Source organism: Glaciecola sp. KUL10 (genome assembly GCF_003203515.1).
Lineage (GTDB): Bacteria > Pseudomonadota > Gammaproteobacteria > Enterobacterales > Alteromonadaceae > Glaciecola.
In genome coordinates, this window is the sequence record NZ_BGNG01000014.1 from 1 (window position 1) to 18,896 (window position 18,896).

22 protein-coding genes are annotated in these 18,896 nt (G+C 41.4%); 8 read left to right on the forward strand and 14 right to left on the reverse strand.

Annotation, left to right across the window (positions count from 1 at the left end):
• Positions 1-128: 128 nt before the first annotated feature.
• The 4 genes from recQ to mdh form a co-directional block, all read right to left on the reverse strand.
• The gene (gene recQ, locus KUL10_RS16955; RefSeq protein WP_233499873.1) at positions 129-2,429 is read right to left on the reverse strand and encodes a DNA helicase RecQ; all 2,301 of its coding nucleotides are present in this window, start codon (positions 2,427-2,429) and stop codon (positions 129-131) included.
• A 5-nt stretch (positions 2,430-2,434) separates the two neighbouring features.
• Complete coding sequence (locus tag KUL10_RS16960; protein WP_110430147.1) at positions 2,435-2,752, reverse strand: CcdB family protein; 318 nt, start codon at positions 2,750-2,752, stop codon at positions 2,435-2,437.
• Positions 2,752-2,997: a type II toxin-antitoxin system CcdA family antitoxin gene (locus KUL10_RS16965; protein WP_110430148.1), complete on the reverse strand. Its 246-nt coding sequence runs from the start codon at positions 2,995-2,997 to the stop codon at positions 2,752-2,754. Before KUL10_RS16965 ends, KUL10_RS16960 begins: the two co-directional genes overlap by 1 nt.
• A gap of 299 nt (positions 2,998-3,296) precedes the next feature.
• On the reverse strand, positions 3,297-4,235 hold the full coding sequence (mdh, locus tag KUL10_RS16970) for a malate dehydrogenase (RefSeq protein ID WP_110430149.1): 939 nt from the start codon (positions 4,233-4,235) through the stop codon (positions 3,297-3,299).
• A 219-nt stretch (positions 4,236-4,454) separates the two neighbouring features.
• On the opposite strand from mdh, the gene argR reads away from it, so the two are divergent.
• From argR to arsB, 4 genes are all read left to right on the forward strand, one after another.
• Positions 4,455-4,919: a transcriptional regulator ArgR gene (gene argR, locus KUL10_RS16975; RefSeq protein ID WP_110430150.1), complete on the forward strand. Its 465-nt coding sequence runs from the start codon at positions 4,455-4,457 to the stop codon at positions 4,917-4,919.
• A gap of 126 nt (positions 4,920-5,045) precedes the next feature.
• Complete coding sequence (locus KUL10_RS16980; protein WP_110430151.1) at positions 5,046-5,381, forward strand: metalloregulator ArsR/SmtB family transcription factor; 336 nt, start codon at positions 5,046-5,048, stop codon at positions 5,379-5,381.
• A gap of 15 nt (positions 5,382-5,396) precedes the next feature.
• Positions 5,397-5,867, forward strand: a complete 471-nt coding sequence (locus tag KUL10_RS16985) for an arsenate reductase ArsC (RefSeq protein ID WP_110430152.1) — start codon at positions 5,397-5,399, stop codon at positions 5,865-5,867.
• A gap of 25 nt (positions 5,868-5,892) precedes the next feature.
• On the forward strand, positions 5,893-6,912 hold the full coding sequence (gene arsB / locus KUL10_RS16990; RefSeq protein WP_110430153.1) for an ACR3 family arsenite efflux transporter: 1,020 nt from the start codon (positions 5,893-5,895) through the stop codon (positions 6,910-6,912).
• Positions 6,913-6,917: 5 nt separating this feature from the next.
• Here the strand turns inward: arsB and rsmI are convergent, their stop codons facing one another.
• The gene (rsmI, locus tag KUL10_RS16995) at positions 6,918-7,760 is read right to left on the reverse strand and encodes a 16S rRNA (cytidine(1402)-2'-O)-methyltransferase (RefSeq protein WP_110430154.1); all 843 of its coding nucleotides are present in this window, start codon (positions 7,758-7,760) and stop codon (positions 6,918-6,920) included.
• A 118-nt stretch (positions 7,761-7,878) separates the two neighbouring features.
• Between rsmI and KUL10_RS17000 the strand changes: the two genes are divergently transcribed.
• From KUL10_RS17000 to KUL10_RS17015, 4 genes are all read left to right on the forward strand, one after another.
• Positions 7,879-9,789 carry a penicillin-binding protein activator gene (locus tag KUL10_RS17000; RefSeq protein ID WP_158525417.1) on the forward strand — a complete coding sequence of 637 codons (1,911 nt, stop codon included), beginning with the start codon at positions 7,879-7,881 and terminating at the stop codon, positions 9,787-9,789.
• Positions 9,790-9,796: 7 nt separating this feature from the next.
• Positions 9,797-10,156, forward strand: a complete 360-nt coding sequence (locus KUL10_RS17005; RefSeq protein ID WP_110430156.1) for a YraN family protein — start codon at positions 9,797-9,799, stop codon at positions 10,154-10,156.
• Between the two features lie 74 nt (positions 10,157-10,230).
• Complete coding sequence (locus KUL10_RS17010) at positions 10,231-10,824, forward strand: phosphoheptose isomerase (protein WP_110430157.1); 594 nt, start codon at positions 10,231-10,233, stop codon at positions 10,822-10,824.
• 7 nt (positions 10,825-10,831) lie between these two features.
• Positions 10,832-11,413, forward strand: a complete 582-nt coding sequence (locus KUL10_RS17015; RefSeq protein ID WP_110430158.1) for a BON domain-containing protein — start codon at positions 10,832-10,834, stop codon at positions 11,411-11,413.
• 88 nt (positions 11,414-11,501) lie between these two features.
• On the opposite strand, the gene KUL10_RS17020 is transcribed toward KUL10_RS17015, so the two are convergent.
• The 9 genes from KUL10_RS17020 to KUL10_RS17060 form a co-directional block, all read right to left on the reverse strand.
• Positions 11,502-11,993: a ClpXP protease specificity-enhancing factor gene (locus tag KUL10_RS17020; protein WP_110430159.1), complete on the reverse strand. Its 492-nt coding sequence runs from the start codon at positions 11,991-11,993 to the stop codon at positions 11,502-11,504.
• 37 nt (positions 11,994-12,030) lie between these two features.
• Positions 12,031-12,663: a stringent starvation protein SspA gene (gene sspA, locus KUL10_RS17025; protein WP_110430160.1), complete on the reverse strand. Its 633-nt coding sequence runs from the start codon at positions 12,661-12,663 to the stop codon at positions 12,031-12,033.
• Between the two features lie 120 nt (positions 12,664-12,783).
• Positions 12,784-13,518: a cytochrome c1 gene (locus KUL10_RS17030; protein ID WP_110430161.1), complete on the reverse strand. Its 735-nt coding sequence runs from the start codon at positions 13,516-13,518 to the stop codon at positions 12,784-12,786.
• Positions 13,515-14,780: a cytochrome b N-terminal domain-containing protein gene (locus KUL10_RS17035; protein WP_110430162.1), complete on the reverse strand. Its 1,266-nt coding sequence runs from the start codon at positions 14,778-14,780 to the stop codon at positions 13,515-13,517. The genes KUL10_RS17030 and KUL10_RS17035 overlap by 4 nt, the downstream gene beginning before the upstream one ends.
• A 2-nt stretch (positions 14,781-14,782) precedes the next feature.
• Entirely contained in the window at positions 14,783-15,409 is a 627-nt protein-coding gene (petA, locus tag KUL10_RS17040; protein ID WP_110430163.1) for a ubiquinol-cytochrome c reductase iron-sulfur subunit, read from the reverse strand.
• Positions 15,410-15,707: 298 nt separating this feature from the next.
• Positions 15,708-16,100 carry a 30S ribosomal protein S9 gene (gene rpsI / locus KUL10_RS17045; protein ID WP_110430164.1) on the reverse strand — a complete coding sequence of 131 codons (393 nt, stop codon included), beginning with the start codon at positions 16,098-16,100 and terminating at the stop codon, positions 15,708-15,710.
• 12 nt (positions 16,101-16,112) lie between these two features.
• Positions 16,113-16,541: a 50S ribosomal protein L13 gene (gene rplM, locus KUL10_RS17050; RefSeq protein WP_110430165.1), complete on the reverse strand. Its 429-nt coding sequence runs from the start codon at positions 16,539-16,541 to the stop codon at positions 16,113-16,115.
• Positions 16,542-16,700: 159 nt separating this feature from the next.
• On the reverse strand, positions 16,701-17,753 hold the full coding sequence (locus KUL10_RS17055) for a GGDEF domain-containing protein (protein ID WP_110430166.1): 1,053 nt from the start codon (positions 17,751-17,753) through the stop codon (positions 16,701-16,703).
• Positions 17,750-18,850 (reverse strand): GGDEF domain-containing protein, encoded by a 1,101-nt coding sequence (locus KUL10_RS17060; RefSeq protein ID WP_110430167.1) that lies wholly within the window; start codon positions 18,848-18,850, stop codon positions 17,750-17,752. Before KUL10_RS17060 ends, KUL10_RS17055 begins: the two co-directional genes overlap by 4 nt.
• Between the last annotated feature and the right edge of the window lie 46 nt (positions 18,851-18,896).

The window sequence follows — 18,896 nt, forward strand, 5'->3', positions numbered from 1 at the left end:
AATGAGCCTCAATAAAAATACCAAGTAATCTTAAATTGAGTAGCTAACATTTAATGACAAAAGGATTATCCGATTAATAGTCAAAAGAACATTAGTAAACAACCAGGTAGCAGCGAGAGATATGCCTATCACTTGACTGTATCTTTGGATAAAAAAGAAACATTGCACATATAATAAAGTCGGATAAAAGTTAAGCCTAGATAGTCTATTTTACCGTCTAACTCATCAAACGTAGGTTTCAATCGCTCTGTTCCATTGACTTTAAAACTTCTCACAACTGTATCAAGTAGACTTTTAGAAATATTAAGTGTGCTCAAAAACCGTTCAGGGTTTTCGATTTGATTGTTTGCTTTGATAAACTTTTCTAAATGGGTAAGGATGGTTTGAGGTTTGACCTTATTGCTGTTTGCCAATTGCTTAATCGATTCCCCTTGATTAAACCTTTTCACAATATCTTTAGTTTTACTGCTTAACGCTGAACTATTTGTAGATGGCTTTTTGGCGACGCTAACAACAGCCTCATTTTGTACTTCGCTAAGGTTGTGCTCATGACAATGCACTTGAATGACATCTAAAAAAGCGTCAGCATATTTCTCTAGCTTGGCTTGACCCACGCCATGAATTTGCAAGAAGCTGGCTTGTGAATGGGGTAAGAAGTGCGCCATTTCGATTAAGGAGCGATCGGAGAACACTGCATATGGCGGCAAGTTAGCCTCGTCAGACAAGGTTTTTCTCAGTGTTTTTAGGGCTTTGAGCAATTGCTCATCTGGCTCAAGATTAAGCCCAGCATTACTGCCACCTTTTGACGATTTCTGATTAGATACTGAAGCGGTACTATTGTCGGCTTGTATTGTGCCCCAAAATTCAACTTTGCCTTTTAACAGATCAACACCCAACTGAGTGAGTTTTAACCCTCCAAATTGCTCTTCTTGACGCAAATACCCTTTTTGTAAAAGCCTGCGTGACAACGATGCCCATTGCTTTTTGGTGAATTCCCCGCCGATATTATAAGTACTAAGTAAGTTATGCTGATTTTGCAGAATTTTTTCAGCATTTGAACCGCGCAATACATCAATCACGTGATTTGCACCAAAGCGCTGGCCTGTGCGCAAAACGCATGATAAAAACTTTTGCGACACAACCGTTAGATCGTCTTTTTGTTTATCTGGGTTTAAGCAATTATCACATTGCTCGCATTGCCCCGTTTCAGTTTGTTCGCCGAAATAATTGAGCAATGGCACACGCCGACAATCTTCGGCCTCTGCAAAGGCAAGCATTTGATTTAAATGTAAATTAGCAAGGCGCTTTTCATCTTCGTTGATCATTTGATCAATAAAATAACGCACTTTACTGGTATCACCGTAACCAAACAAAAGCGTACAGTGCGCGTCCAAACCATCTCGGCCTGCGCGGCCTATTTGTTGATAATAACTTTCGATATTTTTAGGTAAATCGTAGTGAATAACATAGCGAACATCGGGTTTGTTAATGCCCATACCAAATGCAATGGTCGCCACAATGATTTGAACATCGTCTTTTATAAACTTATCTTGATTAGCGCTGCGCTTTTGACTCGTGAGCCCCGCATGATATGGCAAGGCGTTAATACCCTCATCTTGCAGCCGCTGAGCCACTTCATTAACGGTCTTCTTTGCTTGACAGTAAATGATGCCGGCTTGGCCGCTATGCTGTTCTATGATTTGTTTGCACTGGGCGTAAGGTGTCGACTTTTCCACTACGTTTAAAAACAAGTTAGGGCGGTCAAAACTCGACAAAAACTCATGCTCATCACTGATGCCTAATTGACGTTTAATGTCCTGTCTCACCCGCGGTGTTGCGGTGGCCGTCAGTGCCACCAAAGCAACTGAGTCTTTGCTTTCGGCAGATTGAATTTGAGTATTGAGCACATCAATCAATTGACCCAACTGTCGGTATTCGGGCCTAAATTCATGTCCCCATTCAGAAATACAATGTGCTTCGTCTATCGCTAGGCAAGCTACTTTAGTGCGCGACAACAAGTCCAAACTACCACTTTGCAAAGCTGTTTCAGGTGCTAAAAATAGTAACTTAGTCGTTTGGTTTTCGATGTTTCTACAGGTTTCAGCATATTCACTTGAAGATAAAGTACTGTTTAGCAAAGCCGCTTCGATATCTAGCGCTCGTAGTTGCCTGACTTGATCTTCCATAAGTGAAATCAGTGGTGAAATAACCACTGTCAGCCCATCAAATAACAAGGCAGGGATCTGATAACATAAAGACTTACCCGCACCTGTAGGCATAATGGCGAGTGTATTTTGTTTATCCAATACACTTTGGATAATGAGTGCTTGCTGAGATCTAAACGAAGGATAACCAAATACTTGTTGAAGTGTTTGGGTAGCTTGTTGCATTGAAGCTGGAGTATGCTGGATAACGTTTTGCTTACTCATATTAACTATACGCCCGTTATTGCAAAATCTATTGCATCCACAAGCCGAGCTCGACAACTAATCAATGAACCAATTGGCGAGTGTAACGAATCAATCGGAACGGCAGTCAATTGCTGTGTTACAAATAAATATGATTGTTCTCTAAACTCAATGATAGGAGTCAGCTTCCTAAATAGCATGTTAGGTCTTGCTGTGCTTGAAGTTAAAGGAACAACTAATCGAGTCGCTAAATGTTGAAGCACGTTATTTTGCACGTCAACTATATAGGGATATTTCTCAGAAGTTTTAGTACTTGGATTCTTATAAACATCAAACTGGTGCATTATTCATCTCGATATTCGTCACCAAAACATCCGTTTTCAGCAACAAATTCATTGTATTCCTCAATGGCATTTATGTGTTCGCTTTGCCATTTTTCAGCCTCTAAAGACTTGAGTTTTTCAATCAATGCAGTTTCAAGAGTCGATGATAAATTCATATTAAGCCTTCTTGCTTTTTTCAATAAATCACTATTGAGGCTCAAATTTGTCGCTTTTTTTGGTGCCATAGTGTCGTATAAATCGTTCATATAAAAGCTCCCATTTAACCAGCACCAAATATACGCATAACAATGCGCATATAAAAGTGATTATTTTAGCTTTTTAATTTGAACGTTTATTGATGATGACAATAGAGTATTTACAAATAAACATCGACGGTATTAAAGTTTAGTTTTTAAGAAGTCAGCAATTCGCGTTTCAACCAAATCAGATAAAATGTGTTGTTAGACCACTAAGTATCTTTCGCATAAAAAAGGCTGATGCATTGCATCAGCCTTTCATACATACTTTAGCAAACCAAAGGCATGCCATTGCTTATCGCAATCAATTAACCTTTAACGAAATCAACACCCAACTGGATGTCGCCGCGCAGGCCTTCTAACATATCTTCTTTTGCTTTTTTCTCAAACGCACTTAACTCGCCGTAAGGTAGAATTTCTTCTACACCGTTTTTACCCAAGCGAACAGGGTGAGCAAAGAATGCAGCATCTTCAGAACCGTCTACTTGCACATAAGTATATTCAACAACGTCTTTTCCTTGCATCGCATCTACTAGAGATAAGCAGAAACGCGCAGCCGCTTGCCCCATAGAAAGTGTTGCTGATCCGCCACCTGCTTTTGCTTCAACAACTTCAGTACCTGCATTTTGGATACGTGGAGTAAGTGCAGCTACTTCTTCATCTGTAAAGCTTACGCCTTCAACTTGTGAAAGAAGTGGAAGAATCGTGGTGCCAGAGTGACCGCCTATAACTGGAACGTGAATTTCAGAGGTTGATTTACCTTTAAGCTCAGCGATAAACGTTTCAGAACGGATAACGTCAAGTGTGGTCACACCAAACAATTTGTTTTTGTCATAAACGCCTTTTGCTTTTAGCGTTTCTGCAGCGATAGCAACGGTCGTATTAACTGGGTTAGTAATAATACCAATACACGCCGTTGGGCAGTTGTCTGCACACGCTTCGATAAGATTCTTTACGATCCCAGCGTTTATGTTGAAAAGGTCAGAACGGTCCATGCCCGGCTTTCTTGGAACGCCAGCAGGGATTAACACAATATCAGCACCAGTCAGTGCTTCCGCTAAGTTATCTGCACCGAAACCCGCTACAGTAACATCGGTAGGAATGTGGCTTAAGTCAACAGCAACGCCCGGTACAACTGGCGCAACATCATAAAGTGCAAGGTCAGAACCCGCAGGTAACTGAGTTTTAAGTAGTAAGGATAATGCTTGGCCAATTCCGCCAGCGGCGCCTAGTACAGCAACTTTCATATTCATCTCCTGTTAATTAAGCTTTTTATTCGCGCGGTACAATAATCGAAGTGACGACAAATCTCAATCAATCAATGGTCTTAAAGCCAAGATTTTACATTGGCTATGGCAAATAATCGTTGTTTGTTCTAATGCTAATGTTCAATTGCTAAAAGCGCCGGTATCAGTCATACTTTTATGCATAAGGTTCACATAAAAATAAGAAAATTAAGAATAATTATGAGTTCTGCTAAACAAGACGCACTGATAAAGGCGTTTAAAGAGATACTAAAAACAGAAAGCTTTGGCTCACAAGGCGAAATTGTCAATGCACTTAAAGACCAAGGCTTTGACAATATCAGTCAATCTAAAGTCTCTAGAATGCTCAGCAAGTTTGGTGCAGTCAGAACGCGCAACGCACGTGGAGACATGGTTTATTGCTTGCCACCTGAGTTAGGCATGCCTACCGCCAAAAGCCCACTTAAGCAACTTGTGCTAGATATTGTCCACAACAATGTAATGGTGATTATTCGCACCAGCCCCGGCGCGGCCCAACTGATTGCTCGACTATTAGATTCACTGAGTCAAGCAGATGGTGTACTCGGCACAATTGCAGGTGACGATACGATATTTATTGCACCTGCTGATATTACCGAGATTGAAGACTTACGACAGCGTGTTGAAGACTTGTTTGAGAGTGTTTAATCGTCATTTAACTCCTTAAAACATCTCAAAACTCCCTAGCTTTTTTCCCCAATGTCGAAGAGACGGTTGACTTTCAATTTTACATATGCGAAATTTCACATATGTATTTTTACACATATATACTTTATGGATCCTTGTCATTTCTTTAAATGCTTAGCCGACGATACTCGCCTTAAGTCATTACTATTAATCGCAAAAACTGGCGAAGCTTGTGTCTGTGACTTGATGGTAGCGCTGCAACTTGATCAACCAAAGATATCTCGTCATTTAGCGCAGTTAAGAAAATGCGGCATTCTGTTAGATGAAAGAAGGGGGAAATGGGTCTTCTATAAATTGCATCCCTCTCTACCAGCATGGGCCAATGAAGTCATCAATAATACTAAAACACATAACTTAACTTACTTTGATGAAGCACTTTCACGACTTGTTTCATCCAAAGCCACTTCTCTCAACTGTTGTTAATTTTGGTCAATTTTCATGAAAATCTTATATATTTGTACACATAACCGATGTCGAAGTATCTTATCCGAAGCCATCACTAACAAAGTAGCAGGCGATGTGATTGAGGCTAAAAGCGCAGGTAGCCAACCTGCAGGTGCGGTTCACCCTTTATCGCTCAAATACCTTGCTCAATCAGGGTATCCTGTTGACAATTTACAAAGCCAATCATGGGATGACTTTGAACACTTTAGCCCTGATATAGTGGTCACCGTTTGTGACTCTGCAGCAGGCGAAATCTGTCCTATCTATTTTGGCAATAGCTTAAAAGTCCATTGGGGTTTGCATGACCCATCTAAAATTGAAGGCGATAGCGCTCAAATAGAACAAGCATTTTTATCGTGTATCGATGAGATCACTCAAAGAGTTCAACACCTAAAATCAATCGCTAGTCAAAACTTAAACCAAGATGCTCTTAAATCAGCTTTAGCTGAGCTTGGCGCCAAGTAATAGACCTTCAAAATAAGGAATTGTTATGGGGTTATTCGAACGTTACCTGTCAATTTGGGTGGCACTTGCAATCGCCGCAGGCGTGATAGCTGGCACATTGTTCCCAGCTGTATTTAGTACCATTGCACAATTTGAATATGCGCATGTAAATTTAGTGATCGCAGTACTCATTTGGTTAATGATTTATCCAATGATGGTTCAAATTGATTTCTCCTCACTTAAAGATGTTGGAAACAAACCAAAAGGTTTGGCCTTAACGCTTGTGATAAATTGGCTGGTAAAGCCATTCACAATGGCCTTTTTGGGCTGGCTCTTTTTCAAAATTCTGTTTGTCGAATGGGTGGATCCACAAACTGCAAATGAGTATATCGCGGGTATGATTTTGTTGGGTGTTGCGCCGTGCACGGCAATGGTGTTTGTATGGAGTCAAATGACTAAAGGGGATGCAAACTACACTTTAGTTCAAGTATCGATCAATGACATCATTATGATTTTTGCTTTTGCACCGATTGCTGCATTGCTGCTTGGGGTCACTGATATCACGGTGCCATGGGACACTTTATTGCTATCAGTCTTACTATATGTTCTGGTGCCACTAATAGCTGGCGCACTTACCCGAAAAGCACTCGACAGGGACTCTGATCACGCTAAACTCAATACCTTTCTCGCCAAAATGAAACCGTGGTCAATTGTAGGTTTGATTTCGACAGTCTTGTTACTGTTTGGCTTTCAGGCTGACACTATTTTATCAAAACCTGAAGCCATCATCTTAATCGCTATTCCTTTGCTTATTCAAACCTATGGTATTTTTGCGATTGCCTACTATGCTGCAAAGCAGATGAAACTGCCTCACAACGTAGCCGCACCAGCTTGCATGATTGGCACTTCTAATTTCTTTGAGTTGGCAGTAGCGGTTGCGATATCGCTGTTTGGACTTCATTCGGGGGCTGCGCTGGCAACAGTAGTTGGTGTTTTAGTAGAGGTTCCTGTCATGCTCTCGTTGGTGTGGTTTGCCAATCGCACCAGACATTGGTTTAGAAAGTAAACAAGCTAATCGAAATGCGCTAACCCGTACTTATACAAAGCGTTTTTCTTGACACTGTAGTGCTGCGCCACAATCGCAGCCGCTTTTTTCAAAGGTAGCTCAGATTTTAAATTAGCCAGTAAACTAATGACTTCTTCGCTGAAAGCCTCTTCACTGTTGGCCGGAAGCGCGTAAATCATGAGTACAAACTCACCTTTTTCATGTACGCTATCTGCTTCGAGCCAATCGAGGACGTCCTGAGCCGTTCCGCTTACATAGGTTTCAAATGTTTTTGATAGTTCTTTCGCTAACACGACTTCATGTTCAAAATCAAAACATGACACACATACACTCAAGGTATCTTTGATACGTCTGGGTGCTTCGTAAAATACACTGGTGTGCCCCTTTCGAACCGAGCGTTGAAGCATTTCAGCTTTCGCTTGTTGTTTAACGGGCAAGAAGCCGAAAAAGCTAAAACTATCGGTGGGCAATCCACTAGCGCTCAAGGCAGTCGTCAACGCACAAGGTCCTGGTAGTGCAATCACGTTGATACCGGCTTGTCGACATGTTTTCACTAGTACATAACCCGGATCACTGATCAATGGCGTACCCGCATCTGAAACCAGTGCAATAGACTGGCCTTGACTTAATTTTTCAAGTAACCACTGTGTACGCTGAGTTTCATTGTGATCGTGCAAGGATGTTGTTTTAGCGTTGATGTCGTAATGATTAAGTAAACGCGCAGTGTGACGAGTATCCTCGCAGGCAATAAGGTCAGCGTTTTGAAGGGTGTCTAAAGCGCGCTGACTAATATCAGATAGGTTACCGATAGGCGTAGGAACGATATATAAGGTGTTAGGTTCGAGCATTAAAAGCCATTTCCTTTGCAGTGACTTGATGCCCATTGGCATAGTTTATGTCAGAGTATTATGACATTTTAACCGCTATCCATTAAACTAGTCGAGAATAATAAAAAGGACATCTATCTTGCTTAGATTTTTTAGAATACGACTGCTTTTGATTGTTTTAACTGGCCTAAGTTTGGGGGGCTGTGCATCAAAAACCCCCGAAACGGTCGTTGTGCCTGAAGCGCCCAAAATAGCTGAAGTAAAGCCTGTTCAAATCGCCGATGATGACTACCTAGCGTTGGCTGAAAAAGCTTGGCAAATAGATGCAAATATCAATGTCCGAAACGAACTTTTGATAAAAGCCGCTGAAAAATTTTCAAAGCAATTTGAATGCAAAAGCGCTAACGTGATACTCAGCCACATTTGGCACAGCATAAATAAAAATAAACATCATGAAAACGCGCAACTTATCAAAGCTGAGTGCGCCATCTTTAACATACAAGAAGAAACAATTTCGCTAGAGCTTATTCAAAGTTGGCTGGACAGCCTTAGTTCATCCGAATTTCATCACAGAAAGCAAATCGCACAAGCTAAACTAGACGCCCTAAGTGACAACTTTGAGGCAGCGATTAGAAAGCTAGTTGTAAACCTCGAACAAGCCAGTATTTTAAACATTCAACCTTCCAAACAACTTTGGCAATGGTTTTCTGAGTTGAGCCAATTGCAACGCGATAAGCTCGTTAATGAATATCCTGTCTTAGTTCCGTATCAAGCACTCGCTAGCTTGACTGAAAACACTGAGTTGACCGATTTAGGACGTCAACAAGCTATTCTTTTTTGGCGAAACACACACGCTAATCATCCATTAAACAAAGACTTTCCTGAGTCTATTGACGCATTCACTCAACAAGCTCTAGTGAGTATCGACAAGGTCACCATTATGCTTCCTCTATCAGGGAGGTTGGCAGCACAGGGAGACGCAATAAAGCAAGGTATTATCAGTGCTTACCTGAAAACACTAGAGGATATCAAGCAAAATAACCCGGCTACTTTGCTGCCAAAGCTCAACTTTGTCGATACAGGTTCTGATACTCAGACACTTAGCGCAAGCGCTCAAGATCCGACTATCTACCAAGAATCTAACCTTATCATCGGCCCCCTATTAAAAGAGCATATAGCCGAGGTTTCTCGATATAATATTGAAAATATACCTGCAATTTATTTAAACCGTATAGATGAAGGTTCACGTCAGCCGCTCAATGCTTTATATTTTTCACTATCCCCCGAAGATGAGGCTAGCCAAATCGCAAGGTTGATGATCGACCAAGGCATTACAACACCAGTCGTCATCAATAATGGCAGCATATTGGCTTCAAGGATGCAAGATGCGTTTTTGAGTACTTGGGAGCGCTATGGCGCCTTGCAAGGTATTCCAACTGCGGATAGCGCTTTGTTGCCAGTGATTTCATTCACTGATAATAAAAGTATGCGGATTGGGATAACGTCAGCGCTAGATGTTTTACAAAGCCAAAGACGTATTTCGCAAATGGAGAACCTTAGCTCAGAAGTCGTGCACAGTGTCACACGCAACAGACGAGATATAGATGCATTTGTTGTTTTTGCGATACCAGACCAAGTCGAATTGATAAATCCGATCATAGAAGCAAGCATCAGTTTATTTTCAGATACTGCTTTACCAGTCTTCGCTTCTTCTTATAGTTACCAACATCAACTCAATAAAAATAGTATTCGCGACCTTAGAAATTTATCATTTGTAGATATGCCTTGGTTAATGCCAAATCAACGAAACAGTGAATTTGCGAAGGAAGTCGATATTATTTGGAACAAACCATCTAGTAGTTATTTGCGCTTATTTGCGTTTGGCTTTGATAGTTTTCAATTTGCTGAACGGTTTGGTCAATTATCATTTTTCAAACAAAATCGTCTAGAAGGTTTAAGTGGAACATTGCAAGTAAACAATAATAAACAAGTCGTTCGCGAATTGCCCGTTGCCAGTGTCGGTCAAGACGCGATTGAACTCACAAAGTAGTTAAATTTTGCCATCGAAGCAATATTTCGCCAGTTTAATTGGCCATCAAGCGGAACAAAAAGCCAAAGAGTACCTCAAACAACAGGGTCTTCAATTTGTAGAAGAAAATTATAGGGTCAAAGTCGGAGAGATTGACCTTATTATGCAAACTTCAGACGAAACTTGGGTGTTTGTAGAAGTAAAATACCGTCAATCAGATGATTATGGCCATGCCGCCGAATATTTTACGAGCAGCAAGCGCAGAAAGCTAATTCGAGCTATTATGTGGTTTTTAAAAGAGCATCAGCTTAATCCAGAAGAAACTGCAATGCGCATTGATTTGATTGCTTTGGATGGCGCTCAACTCAACTGGATTAAAAATGTATAATACTCATTTAATTTGAAGTAATTAATATTGTACAAATCAGATTTAGCGATATAAAAATATAAAAGAGAAGTTTAATGATAGAACTCATCAAGAAGAATTTTACTGAAAGTATTCAAACCAAGATTGCTGCAGCAGAAGAGCTTCCAAGCTCAATAGAAAAAGCAGCCAATATGATGGTTCAAGCATTAATAAGAGGAAATAAGATATTGAGTTGTGGGAATGGCGGTTCAGCGGGAGATGCTCAACACTTTTCCTCTGAACTGTTAAACAGATACGAGCGTGATCGTCCTTCATTACCCGCAATGGCCCTCACAACTGATAGTTCCACCATTACCTCAATAGCGAATGATTACAGTTATGATGAAGTGTTTTCTAAACAAGTAAAAGCGTTAGGGCAAGCAGGTGACATTCTCTTAGCGATATCGACAAGTGGTAATTCTCGCAACGTAATCAATGCGATGGAAGCAGCCTTAAGCCGCGACATGACAATTGTTGCTCTAACGGGCAAAGACGGCGGAGAAATGGCCGGTTTCTTAAGTGAAAATGATGTTGAAGTAAGAGTGCCTTCAACGAGAACTGCGCGGATTCAAGAGGTGCATTTATTGGTCATTCACAATTTGTGTGAATGCATTGATAACACTCTTTTCCCGATGCCAAGCGGAGACTAATACACTAATGATTAAAAAGATTTGCCTTGCTTCGATTATTACCTTGTCACTGGTAGTGCAAACTGGATGTGCCGTCGTTGCGGTGGGCGCCGCTGGCACAGCGGCCGCAGTTTCTGCAAACGATAGACGTACCGTGGGTACACAAATAGATGACAAGACAACTCAGTCTCGCGTTAGAAGTGCTATCAACGCTCATATCGAGATTAAAGAAGAAGCCGCTATCAGTGTGGATGTGTACAATGGTCAGGTATTACTCACCGGGCAAGCACCGACTCAAGAAATGATATCTAAGGCACAAGCCGCGGCGCAATCAGTTGAAAATGTAATAAAGGTTCATAATCAGATTCGCCTAGGCACACCGATACCTGCAACCTCTACCATGAACGATGTATGGCTTGCTTCTAAATTGAAAACTCAAATGTTAGCCAGCGACAGAGTACCGATGCTCAAGTTGGATCTTACTGTCGAAGATAGTGAGGTGTTTATTATGGGCTTACTAACCAAAGAAGAAGCAACCGCCGCCGTTGAGGTCGCTCGCAATGTTAAAGGTGTTACAAAAGTCATTAGAGTGATGGAGTTAGCAAACTGATTTACAAGCACTTTTAATGTAAGTTCTTACTGCTTCTCCAATGCTCAGGTAATTTAGAAGCCGGCTTGCACACGTCAATAAACTTGTCTTATTTAATCACTTTAAGTGTTGGTTTTGTTGACGATTTTTTATCACCTAATTTAGTCACCTTTTCACTGTTACTATCAACAGTTGAAAGTGATTTCTTGCTGTCTGAAGCACTTTTTGAAACAGGCTTATTACCCTCGTCACTTGCTGACTCGGCGTAAGCCTGTTGTAACTCTTCAGCGTCCGCAAAGACAGTACCAGCACCGTTCTCTTTAGCGTAAATAGCTCCAACAGCCGCACAAGGTAACCAAACTAACATTGGCTGGCCCGAAAATCGGGCTTGGAATGAAATTTGTTCTAAATCCATTTGAAAGTTAACGCATGCGCTTGGACTAATGTTAAGGACGATTTGACCATCCTTAACAAATTGAGTAGGTACTTCTACTCCCGGTAATGTAGCATTTACCACAATATAGGGAGTGAGTCCGTTATCTAGAATCCAATCAAAAAATGCCCTCAGCAAATAAGGTTGATTGCTCTTCATAGTTTGCATGCTTTACTCAATTCCTTTCTATGCTTCGACGAATCGCTTACAGAGGATTGTGAATTTCACGTTCTTGGTCGGTCAAAGACGCGATAAACGAACCACGTTCAAAGATACGATTCATATAAGTCACAATATCTCTGCTGCCAGGTCCTGAAAGTGAAATACCTAATGCTGGAAGACGCCACAAGAGTGGTGCTAAGTAGCAATCTACTAAACTGAACTCTTCGCTCATAAAATATGGCGTTTCAGCAAATACTGGCGCTAGTGACAAAATAGCTTCACGTAGATCATTACGTGCTTGTTCTGCACCATCTTCGTTATTAAAAATTTTCTTGGCAAGTGCATACCAGTCTTGCTCGATTCTATGCATCATCAAACGACTGCTACCACGAGAAACCGGATATACGGGCATTAATGGCGGGTGTGGGAATCGCTCATCAAGATATTCCATGATGATATGGCTGTTGTAGAGCACTAATTCGCGATCAACCAGTGTTGGCACTGTTCCATATGGGTTTAGCTCTAGTAAGTCTTCGCTAAGCTGTGCAGGCTCTAAATAGCTTATTTCAACGCCAACGCCTTTTTCAGCTAGGACTATGCGTACTTGATGGCTGTAGATATCAATTTTGTCAGAAAAAAGCGTCATGATAGAGCGCTTGTTTGCGGCTAATGCCATTAAAACCTCCGAACTCGCCCTCTCGGGCTGAATTACAATAAATATAATCTTTATTAAAACACTAAAAGGGGCAACGTTAAAACGTAGCCCCTTTTGTTACTGTACGTCACTCAAGGAACGTTATTTTTTAACGTCTCTCCAGTAATCTTTCTTCAACAGGTAAGCGAACACGAAGAAGATGCAAACGAAGATAAGTGCATATTTGCCTATGCTCTCTAACTTCAAACGGCCTGGTTCACCTGAATACTCTAGGAAGTTTACCAGATCTAGTATCGCTTGGTCATACTCTTCTGCATTTAATTGACCGTCTCCATCAGTTTTGATGCCGACGTAAACAGGCGTCAACTCTCCATCTACCATTTTTTCTTCATAAGTTTCGCGCGGAGTACCTTGTAAGCCTTGAAGAACATGGGGCATACCCACATTTGGGAAAACTTTATTGTTAACGCCAAACGTTTTAGTTTCATCCACATAAAAAGTACGTAAATAAGTATAAAGCCAGTCAGCACCTCGCACGCGAGCTACCAAGGTCAAATCTGGTGGTGGAGCACCAAACCAAGTTGCAGCGGCTTCTGCCGGCATGGCCGACGTTATATAGTCGCTCACTTTTTCTCCAGTAAACTGCAAGTACTCCTGACCTAATTCGTCAGGAATACCTAAGTCTGTAAAAGTACGCTGATAACGTTGATACTGCATTTGGTGGCAACCTAGGCAATAGTTCATGAAGATTCTCGCACCATTCTGTAGTGAGGCTTTATCGGTTAAATCAAAGTTTGCCTTATCTAAAGGGACACTAGAGCCCGCTGCAAATACTAGGCTAGGAACTAATAGTAAAAGGGCTAAGCACTTCTTCATTTTGGAATCCTCGCAGGTACAGGCTTGGTTGCTTCATTCTTAGAGTATAAGAAAAGTAAAACGAAGAAACCGAAATACATAATAGTCGCTACTTGAGACGCGATAATTTTCCAGTTTTCCTGTGGCGTACCGCCAAGATATCCCAAGAATACAAAAACAATTGCAAAAACAATAAGATTAGCTTTATGCAAACCACTTCTGTAACGCCATGAGCGCACTTTACAGCGATCTAACCAAGGCAATATGAATAGTGCTGCTATCGCACCAAACATCGTTAATACACCCAACAACTTATCTGGAACAGCTTTCAATACCGCATAAAACGGTGTGAAGTACCAAACAGGGAATATATGCTCGGGCGTTTTTAGCGGGTTAGCTATCTCAAAGTTTGGATGTTCAAGGAATTTACCCCCCATTTCTGGAGCGAAGAACATCACATAAATAAAGCCAAATAAGAATATTGAGAAAGCGACCAAATCCTTCAACACTATGTGTGGGAAGAAAGGCACTACATCATCCGCTATATCGTACTTATCAGTGTAATACTCGTGAATTTTGTATTGGGTTTTCTCGCTCTCTGGTAAAGAACCCTTCTTATGTTTAATCGCAACGCCATCAGGGTTATTTGAGCCCACTTCGTGAAGCGCGATGATATGCAAGAAGACTAAGATGACAATAACCAAAGGTAGCGCAATAACATGTAACGCAAAGAACCGGTTAAGGGTTGCTCCAGATATAACATAATCACCTTGAATCCATACAACAAGGTCTGGACCAATAACAGGAATAGCACTAAACAGCGATACAATAACTTGAGCTCCCCAATAGGACATCTGTCCCCATGGAAGTACATAGCCCATGAAAGCTTCAGCCATTAGAGCGAGGTAAATAAGCATACCGAATACCCACAGTAGTTCACGTGGTTTTTGGTAAGAGCCATAAATCATACCTCTGAACATATGCATATATACAACGATAAAGAATGCAGAAGCTCCTGTACTATGCATATAACGAATAACATCTCCATAAGGAACCTCACGCATGATGTACTCAACGGATGCGAAGGCACGTTCTGCGGAGGGTTCAAAATTCATGGTTAGCCAAATACCAGTAACAATTTGGTTAACTAAGACTATTGTTGCCAAGAAACCAAATACATACCAAAAATTCATATTCTTGGGTGCTGGGTATTGAAGTGCGTGCATGTTTGCAACACGCATCATCGGAATTCTTTGTTCAATCCAACCTAAAAAAGCGTTCATAGTTATGCCTCCGCTTCTGAACCGATGATAATAGTTGTATCATCGACATATTGGTAAGGCGGCACCACTAAGTTTAACCCAGCAGGTACGTTCTGGAATACGCGACCAGCCATATCGAACTTAGAACCGTGACAAGGACAGAAAAAGCCTTCAGCAACGCCTTCAGCATACTCGGAAAAAGCGCCTTCAGTTAAATGTTGAGGTGAACAACCCAAGTGTGTGCAAATACCAACCAATACTAGGTATTCATCTTTTAATGAACGGTATTGATTTTGTGCAAATGCGGGCTGTTGCTCTGCCTCTGAATTTGGATCTTTCAGTTGGTCTTCGTGAGCACCCAATGAAGCTAAAAGCTCGGGCGTTCTTCTCACCACCCAAACGGGCTTACTTCGCCACATTACTCGAATAAGCTGACCAGGCTGTACACCACTTATATCAACTTCAACGTCTGCGCCCGCTGCTTTAGCTTTTGCGCTTGGTTGCCATGAGCCAATAAAAGGCACGGTAGCTGCTGCGAAACCTAATCCACCTACTACAGAAGTCGCAACAGTCAAGAACTTGCGACGGTTACTACTATTAGGTTGTTCGGTCCCTTCAGCGTTTTTAGCATCAATAGATACTTCACTCATCAACTGATCTCCAGAGTTTCGAAAGGCATTGCGTGTGTTTTCATGTATCTTGTTGTCGGCTTACACACCAGATACATGAATTATCCTAGCCGAGTATGTTAAAAGAAAACCCTTAACAAACACAAGGATTTACTTAGAAAAAAACGACCTTAACGTTGTTTTAAGTCAAGTATTGTGCACAGCGACGAAATAATCGCTATTCGACCATGGTAGTCTCATCAATACACCGAGAGTTTTAAATGGCCAAAAACAAAAAACCCAGCACTTAGCTGGGTTTTTAATAAATATATACGTCGAATTAACGTTTTGAAAATTGTGGACGCTTACGCGCTTTGTGAAGACCCACTTTCTTACGTTCAACTTTACGAGCGTCACGCGTTACGAAACCAGCTTTGCGTAATGCTGGGCGAAGTGACTCGTCGAATTCCATTAGAGCACGGGTAATTCCATGACGAATTGCACCTGCCTGACCTGAAATACCACCACCAGAAACAGTGATGTATAAATCAAACTTTTCAGTCATTTCAACTAGTTCGAGAGGTTGCTTGACGATCATACGCGCTGTCTCGCGACCAAAGAACACGTCTAATGGACGTTTGTTAACTGTAATACTACCTGAACCCGGACGAATGAATACGCGAGCGGTAGAGCTTTTGCGACGGCCAGTGCCGTAATATTGAGTATCTGCCATGTTACTCGCTCCTTATAAGTCCAAAGTTTGTGGCTGTTGTGCTTGATGTGTGTGCTCTGGTCCTGCAAATACTTTCATTTTGCGGAACATTGCACGGCCTAGAGGGCCTTTTGGAAGCATACCTTTAACTGCTTTCTCGATAACCATTTCAGGTTTTTTCTCGATTAGCTTCTCGAACGATGCTTCTTTCAAGCCACCTGGATAACCAGAGTGTGCGTAATAGATTTTATTTTTCGCTTTGTTACCTGTTACTGTAATTTTTTCTGCGTTTACAACAACAATGTAGTCACCAGTATCTACGTGTGGAGTGTACTCTGGCTTATGCTTACCGCGCAGTCTTAACGCGATTTCTGTGGCCAAACGGCCTAAAGTTTTGTCTGCGGCGTCAACCACATACCAGTCGCGTTCTACGCTTTCTGGCTTTGCAACAAAAGTTTTCATTATTCGTCACCCGAAATATTCAGTTAAATTCATTTTGCGCGTCTAATACGACCCTTTCAAAATGTGCTAAAAATCAGCCATTTAGCCCCTTCGAGCTCAGCGATTCTCCACCTTCCCACAGGTGGGCCCATAGGTGGTCTAGGTTGGGCAGGTCGCGAATTATACAGATTTTGCAGCAAAAGCGAAGTGTTTTTTCTCTTGTTTATTGCGATACATACGTTTATCAGCCACGGAAATCAAAGACTCGATGCATTCGTTCGGACTGTATTGTGAAATGCCGTAACTAAAACTTAGGCTCAGTTTGTGTTTGGTCAAAGGTTGCTCAGCAAATTGTTCAATCAGCGTATACATGACAATTTCGGCTTTTGCACCACTGCAATTGTTCAGTACGATCAGAAACTCTTCGCCTCCCCACCTCACTGCGAGGTCAATTTCACGTAGGCGTGACTTTATAAACTCGGCAAACTCAATGATCACCTCGTCGCCAACGTGATGCCCATATGTATCGTTTATTTGTTTAAAATTATCTAGGTCGACGAGTATAAATGAAAAGGTTTCTTTTTTTAGCTCAGCAGAAACAATTTGTTGCTTGATCCATTGATAAAAATAGCGTCGATTTTTTAACTTACTTAATCCATCGTGGTAAGAGTAAAATGAAAGGGTATCCTTGTGCTTAATCAATATACTTTTCATCGACATCAGCGCTGCGAGGCAAGGTATGGCAACCGACAAAACGACTACTGTAAAGGTTGTACTCGCATATGCTTTTAGAAATTCATTGTTGGTGTATTCCGGCACAAAGATATGCAAGGCGAGAAAACTAATCAATGTAAGTAAACACCAAAGAAATGTCCGAATTCGGTTAAAACTCGGGAAAGCAGCAACGATACAAATACATGCAAGTAAGAAATATTGAAAGCCATAGGCGGTTCCGAGCAATACAACACCTGCATTGGCGTGCGTAAATATCTCAAAGCTGCCTATACAAACTGACCATCGCAGTTTGCCCTTTTGGTTTGCAATGAACGCCATCCCCCACAGCAACACACCGACGATGCCCCAAACACCCAAAAGGTACAACTCGAGCATAAACATAATGGGCGCCATGACAGCATTGAACAAAAGCCCAATCAATGACGCCAAATACATAGCTCGATATTCTGGCACTTGATGCAAAGAGATAAGTTCAGGCACCCTAAACAACTGCTTCATTGTGTTTTATTACCCGAATATTGAGCAACATGCACTCTATTGCGCCCTGCAGCTTTTGCTTCATACAAAAGCGCGTCAGCTTGAAAGACTAATTGGTCAAGTGCGAATTCTTTGTGGGTAGTGACCACACCAAAACTGATAGTCACAGTTCCATTATTTTCAATCATGACCTGAGCCTTAATTTTGTCTTTAAGTGAATTAAGCAGTTCTTCGCAGTCTTTAAGCTCAAGGTCATCAAAAAATATAAGAAACTCTTCACCGCCCCAACGACATGCCTTATGCGTATTTCCAATCGTTTCTTTAATGATCGTTGAAACCTCTTTTAATACTTGGTCACCTGCTTCATGGCCTCGCTCATCATTCAATTTCTTAAAGTGGTCAATGTCACCGATTGCAATCGCAAAGTGTTTGTTTTCTTTTTTGCTTTGGAATTTTTGAAAGTGAAGAAAATTGTAAAAATAACGGCGACTGAAAAGCCCCGTTAACTGGTCAATATTGGCAAATTGCTCGACACGTTGGCGCTGACGCATGTACACTGATTTCATGCGCATCATACCGATTATAAAGGGAATCCCGCCACTTATGAGACAAAAACTATAGAAATATAATTCATATCCCATAAAAACAGTATCAACACGGCCTTGTGAAAAATTCAATTCAAGCAAGATGAAAATGACAAATGTGGTGAGGGCAAATAATATAGCACCCAATATTTTTGTTTGCGTATGGATGGCGATAATACAGGCGGTTGGCCACAAATATAATTGAAAACCAAACTCAGTACCCAAAAACACGGTTGCAAGCGACGCGTGAATAATCACCTCAGCACCACCAAGCATGATTGCCTCGGAATAACGAGCGCGCCGAGCAAGTTTGATGACCGACAGCCAAATCACTAAACTGGCCAAATTGTATATTGCAAGAGAGTTAAGGCCAGTCAGCCAAAAAAGTAAAGAGAAAGCGAGGTGAATGGGCAAGGCAATGATCGCCACCCATAATATGGTGAAGTAATCTGTTTGGTCTTCAGCAGCCACACTTTGTGGTGCCTTCCTGAGAAAGTCATGCTGCCAAAGTGTTGTAGCAAACTCTGCTAACACTCTATTGAAAAGCCTTTACACTTTAGTCTATAAATAAAGTATACAG

What these genes read in the sequence shown, in the direction of transcription:
- KUL10_RS16965 (WP_110430148.1), bottom strand. Translation starts at nt 2,997, where the DNA reads ATGAACGATTTATACGACACTATGGCACCAAAAAAAGCGACAAATTTG.
- rplM (WP_110430165.1), bottom strand. Translation starts at nt 16,541, where the DNA reads ATGAAAACTTTTGTTGCAAAGCCAGAAAGCGTAGAACGCGACTGGTAT.
- argR (WP_110430150.1), top strand. Translation starts at nt 4,455, where the DNA reads ATGAGTTCTGCTAAACAAGACGCACTGATAAAGGCGTTTAAAGAGATA.
- recQ (WP_233499873.1), bottom strand. Translation starts at nt 2,429, where the DNA reads ATGAGTAAGCAAAACGTTATCCAGCATACTCCAGCTTCAATGCAACAA.
- rpsI (WP_110430164.1), bottom strand. Translation starts at nt 16,100, where the DNA reads ATGGCAGATACTCAATATTACGGCACTGGCCGTCGCAAAAGCTCTACC.
- KUL10_RS17015 (WP_110430158.1), top strand. Translation starts at nt 10,832, where the DNA reads ATGATTAAAAAGATTTGCCTTGCTTCGATTATTACCTTGTCACTGGTA.
- KUL10_RS17055 (WP_110430166.1), bottom strand. Translation starts at nt 17,753, where the DNA reads ATGAAGCAGTTGTTTAGGGTGCCTGAACTTATCTCTTTGCATCAAGTG.
- sspA (WP_110430160.1), bottom strand. Translation starts at nt 12,663, where the DNA reads ATGGCATTAGCCGCAAACAAGCGCTCTATCATGACGCTTTTTTCTGAC.
- KUL10_RS16980 (WP_110430151.1), top strand. Translation starts at nt 5,046, where the DNA reads ATGGATCCTTGTCATTTCTTTAAATGCTTAGCCGACGATACTCGCCTT.
- KUL10_RS17020 (WP_110430159.1), bottom strand. Translation starts at nt 11,993, where the DNA reads ATGCAAACTATGAAGAGCAATCAACCTTATTTGCTGAGGGCATTTTTT.
- rsmI (WP_110430154.1), bottom strand. Translation starts at nt 7,760, where the DNA reads ATGCTCGAACCTAACACCTTATATATCGTTCCTACGCCTATCGGTAAC.
- petA (WP_110430163.1), bottom strand. Translation starts at nt 15,409, where the DNA reads ATGAGTGAAGTATCTATTGATGCTAAAAACGCTGAAGGGACCGAACAA.
- KUL10_RS17030 (WP_110430161.1), bottom strand. Translation starts at nt 13,518, where the DNA reads ATGAAGAAGTGCTTAGCCCTTTTACTATTAGTTCCTAGCCTAGTATTT.
- KUL10_RS17010 (WP_110430157.1), top strand. Translation starts at nt 10,231, where the DNA reads ATGATAGAACTCATCAAGAAGAATTTTACTGAAAGTATTCAAACCAAG.
- KUL10_RS16985 (WP_110430152.1), top strand. Translation starts at nt 5,397, where the DNA reads ATGAAAATCTTATATATTTGTACACATAACCGATGTCGAAGTATCTTA.
- KUL10_RS16960 (WP_110430147.1), bottom strand. Translation starts at nt 2,752, where the DNA reads ATGCACCAGTTTGATGTTTATAAGAATCCAAGTACTAAAACTTCTGAG.
- KUL10_RS17035 (WP_110430162.1), bottom strand. Translation starts at nt 14,780, where the DNA reads ATGAACGCTTTTTTAGGTTGGATTGAACAAAGAATTCCGATGATGCGT.
- mdh (WP_110430149.1), bottom strand. Translation starts at nt 4,235, where the DNA reads ATGAAAGTTGCTGTACTAGGCGCCGCTGGCGGAATTGGCCAAGCATTA.
- arsB (WP_110430153.1), top strand. Translation starts at nt 5,893, where the DNA reads ATGGGGTTATTCGAACGTTACCTGTCAATTTGGGTGGCACTTGCAATC.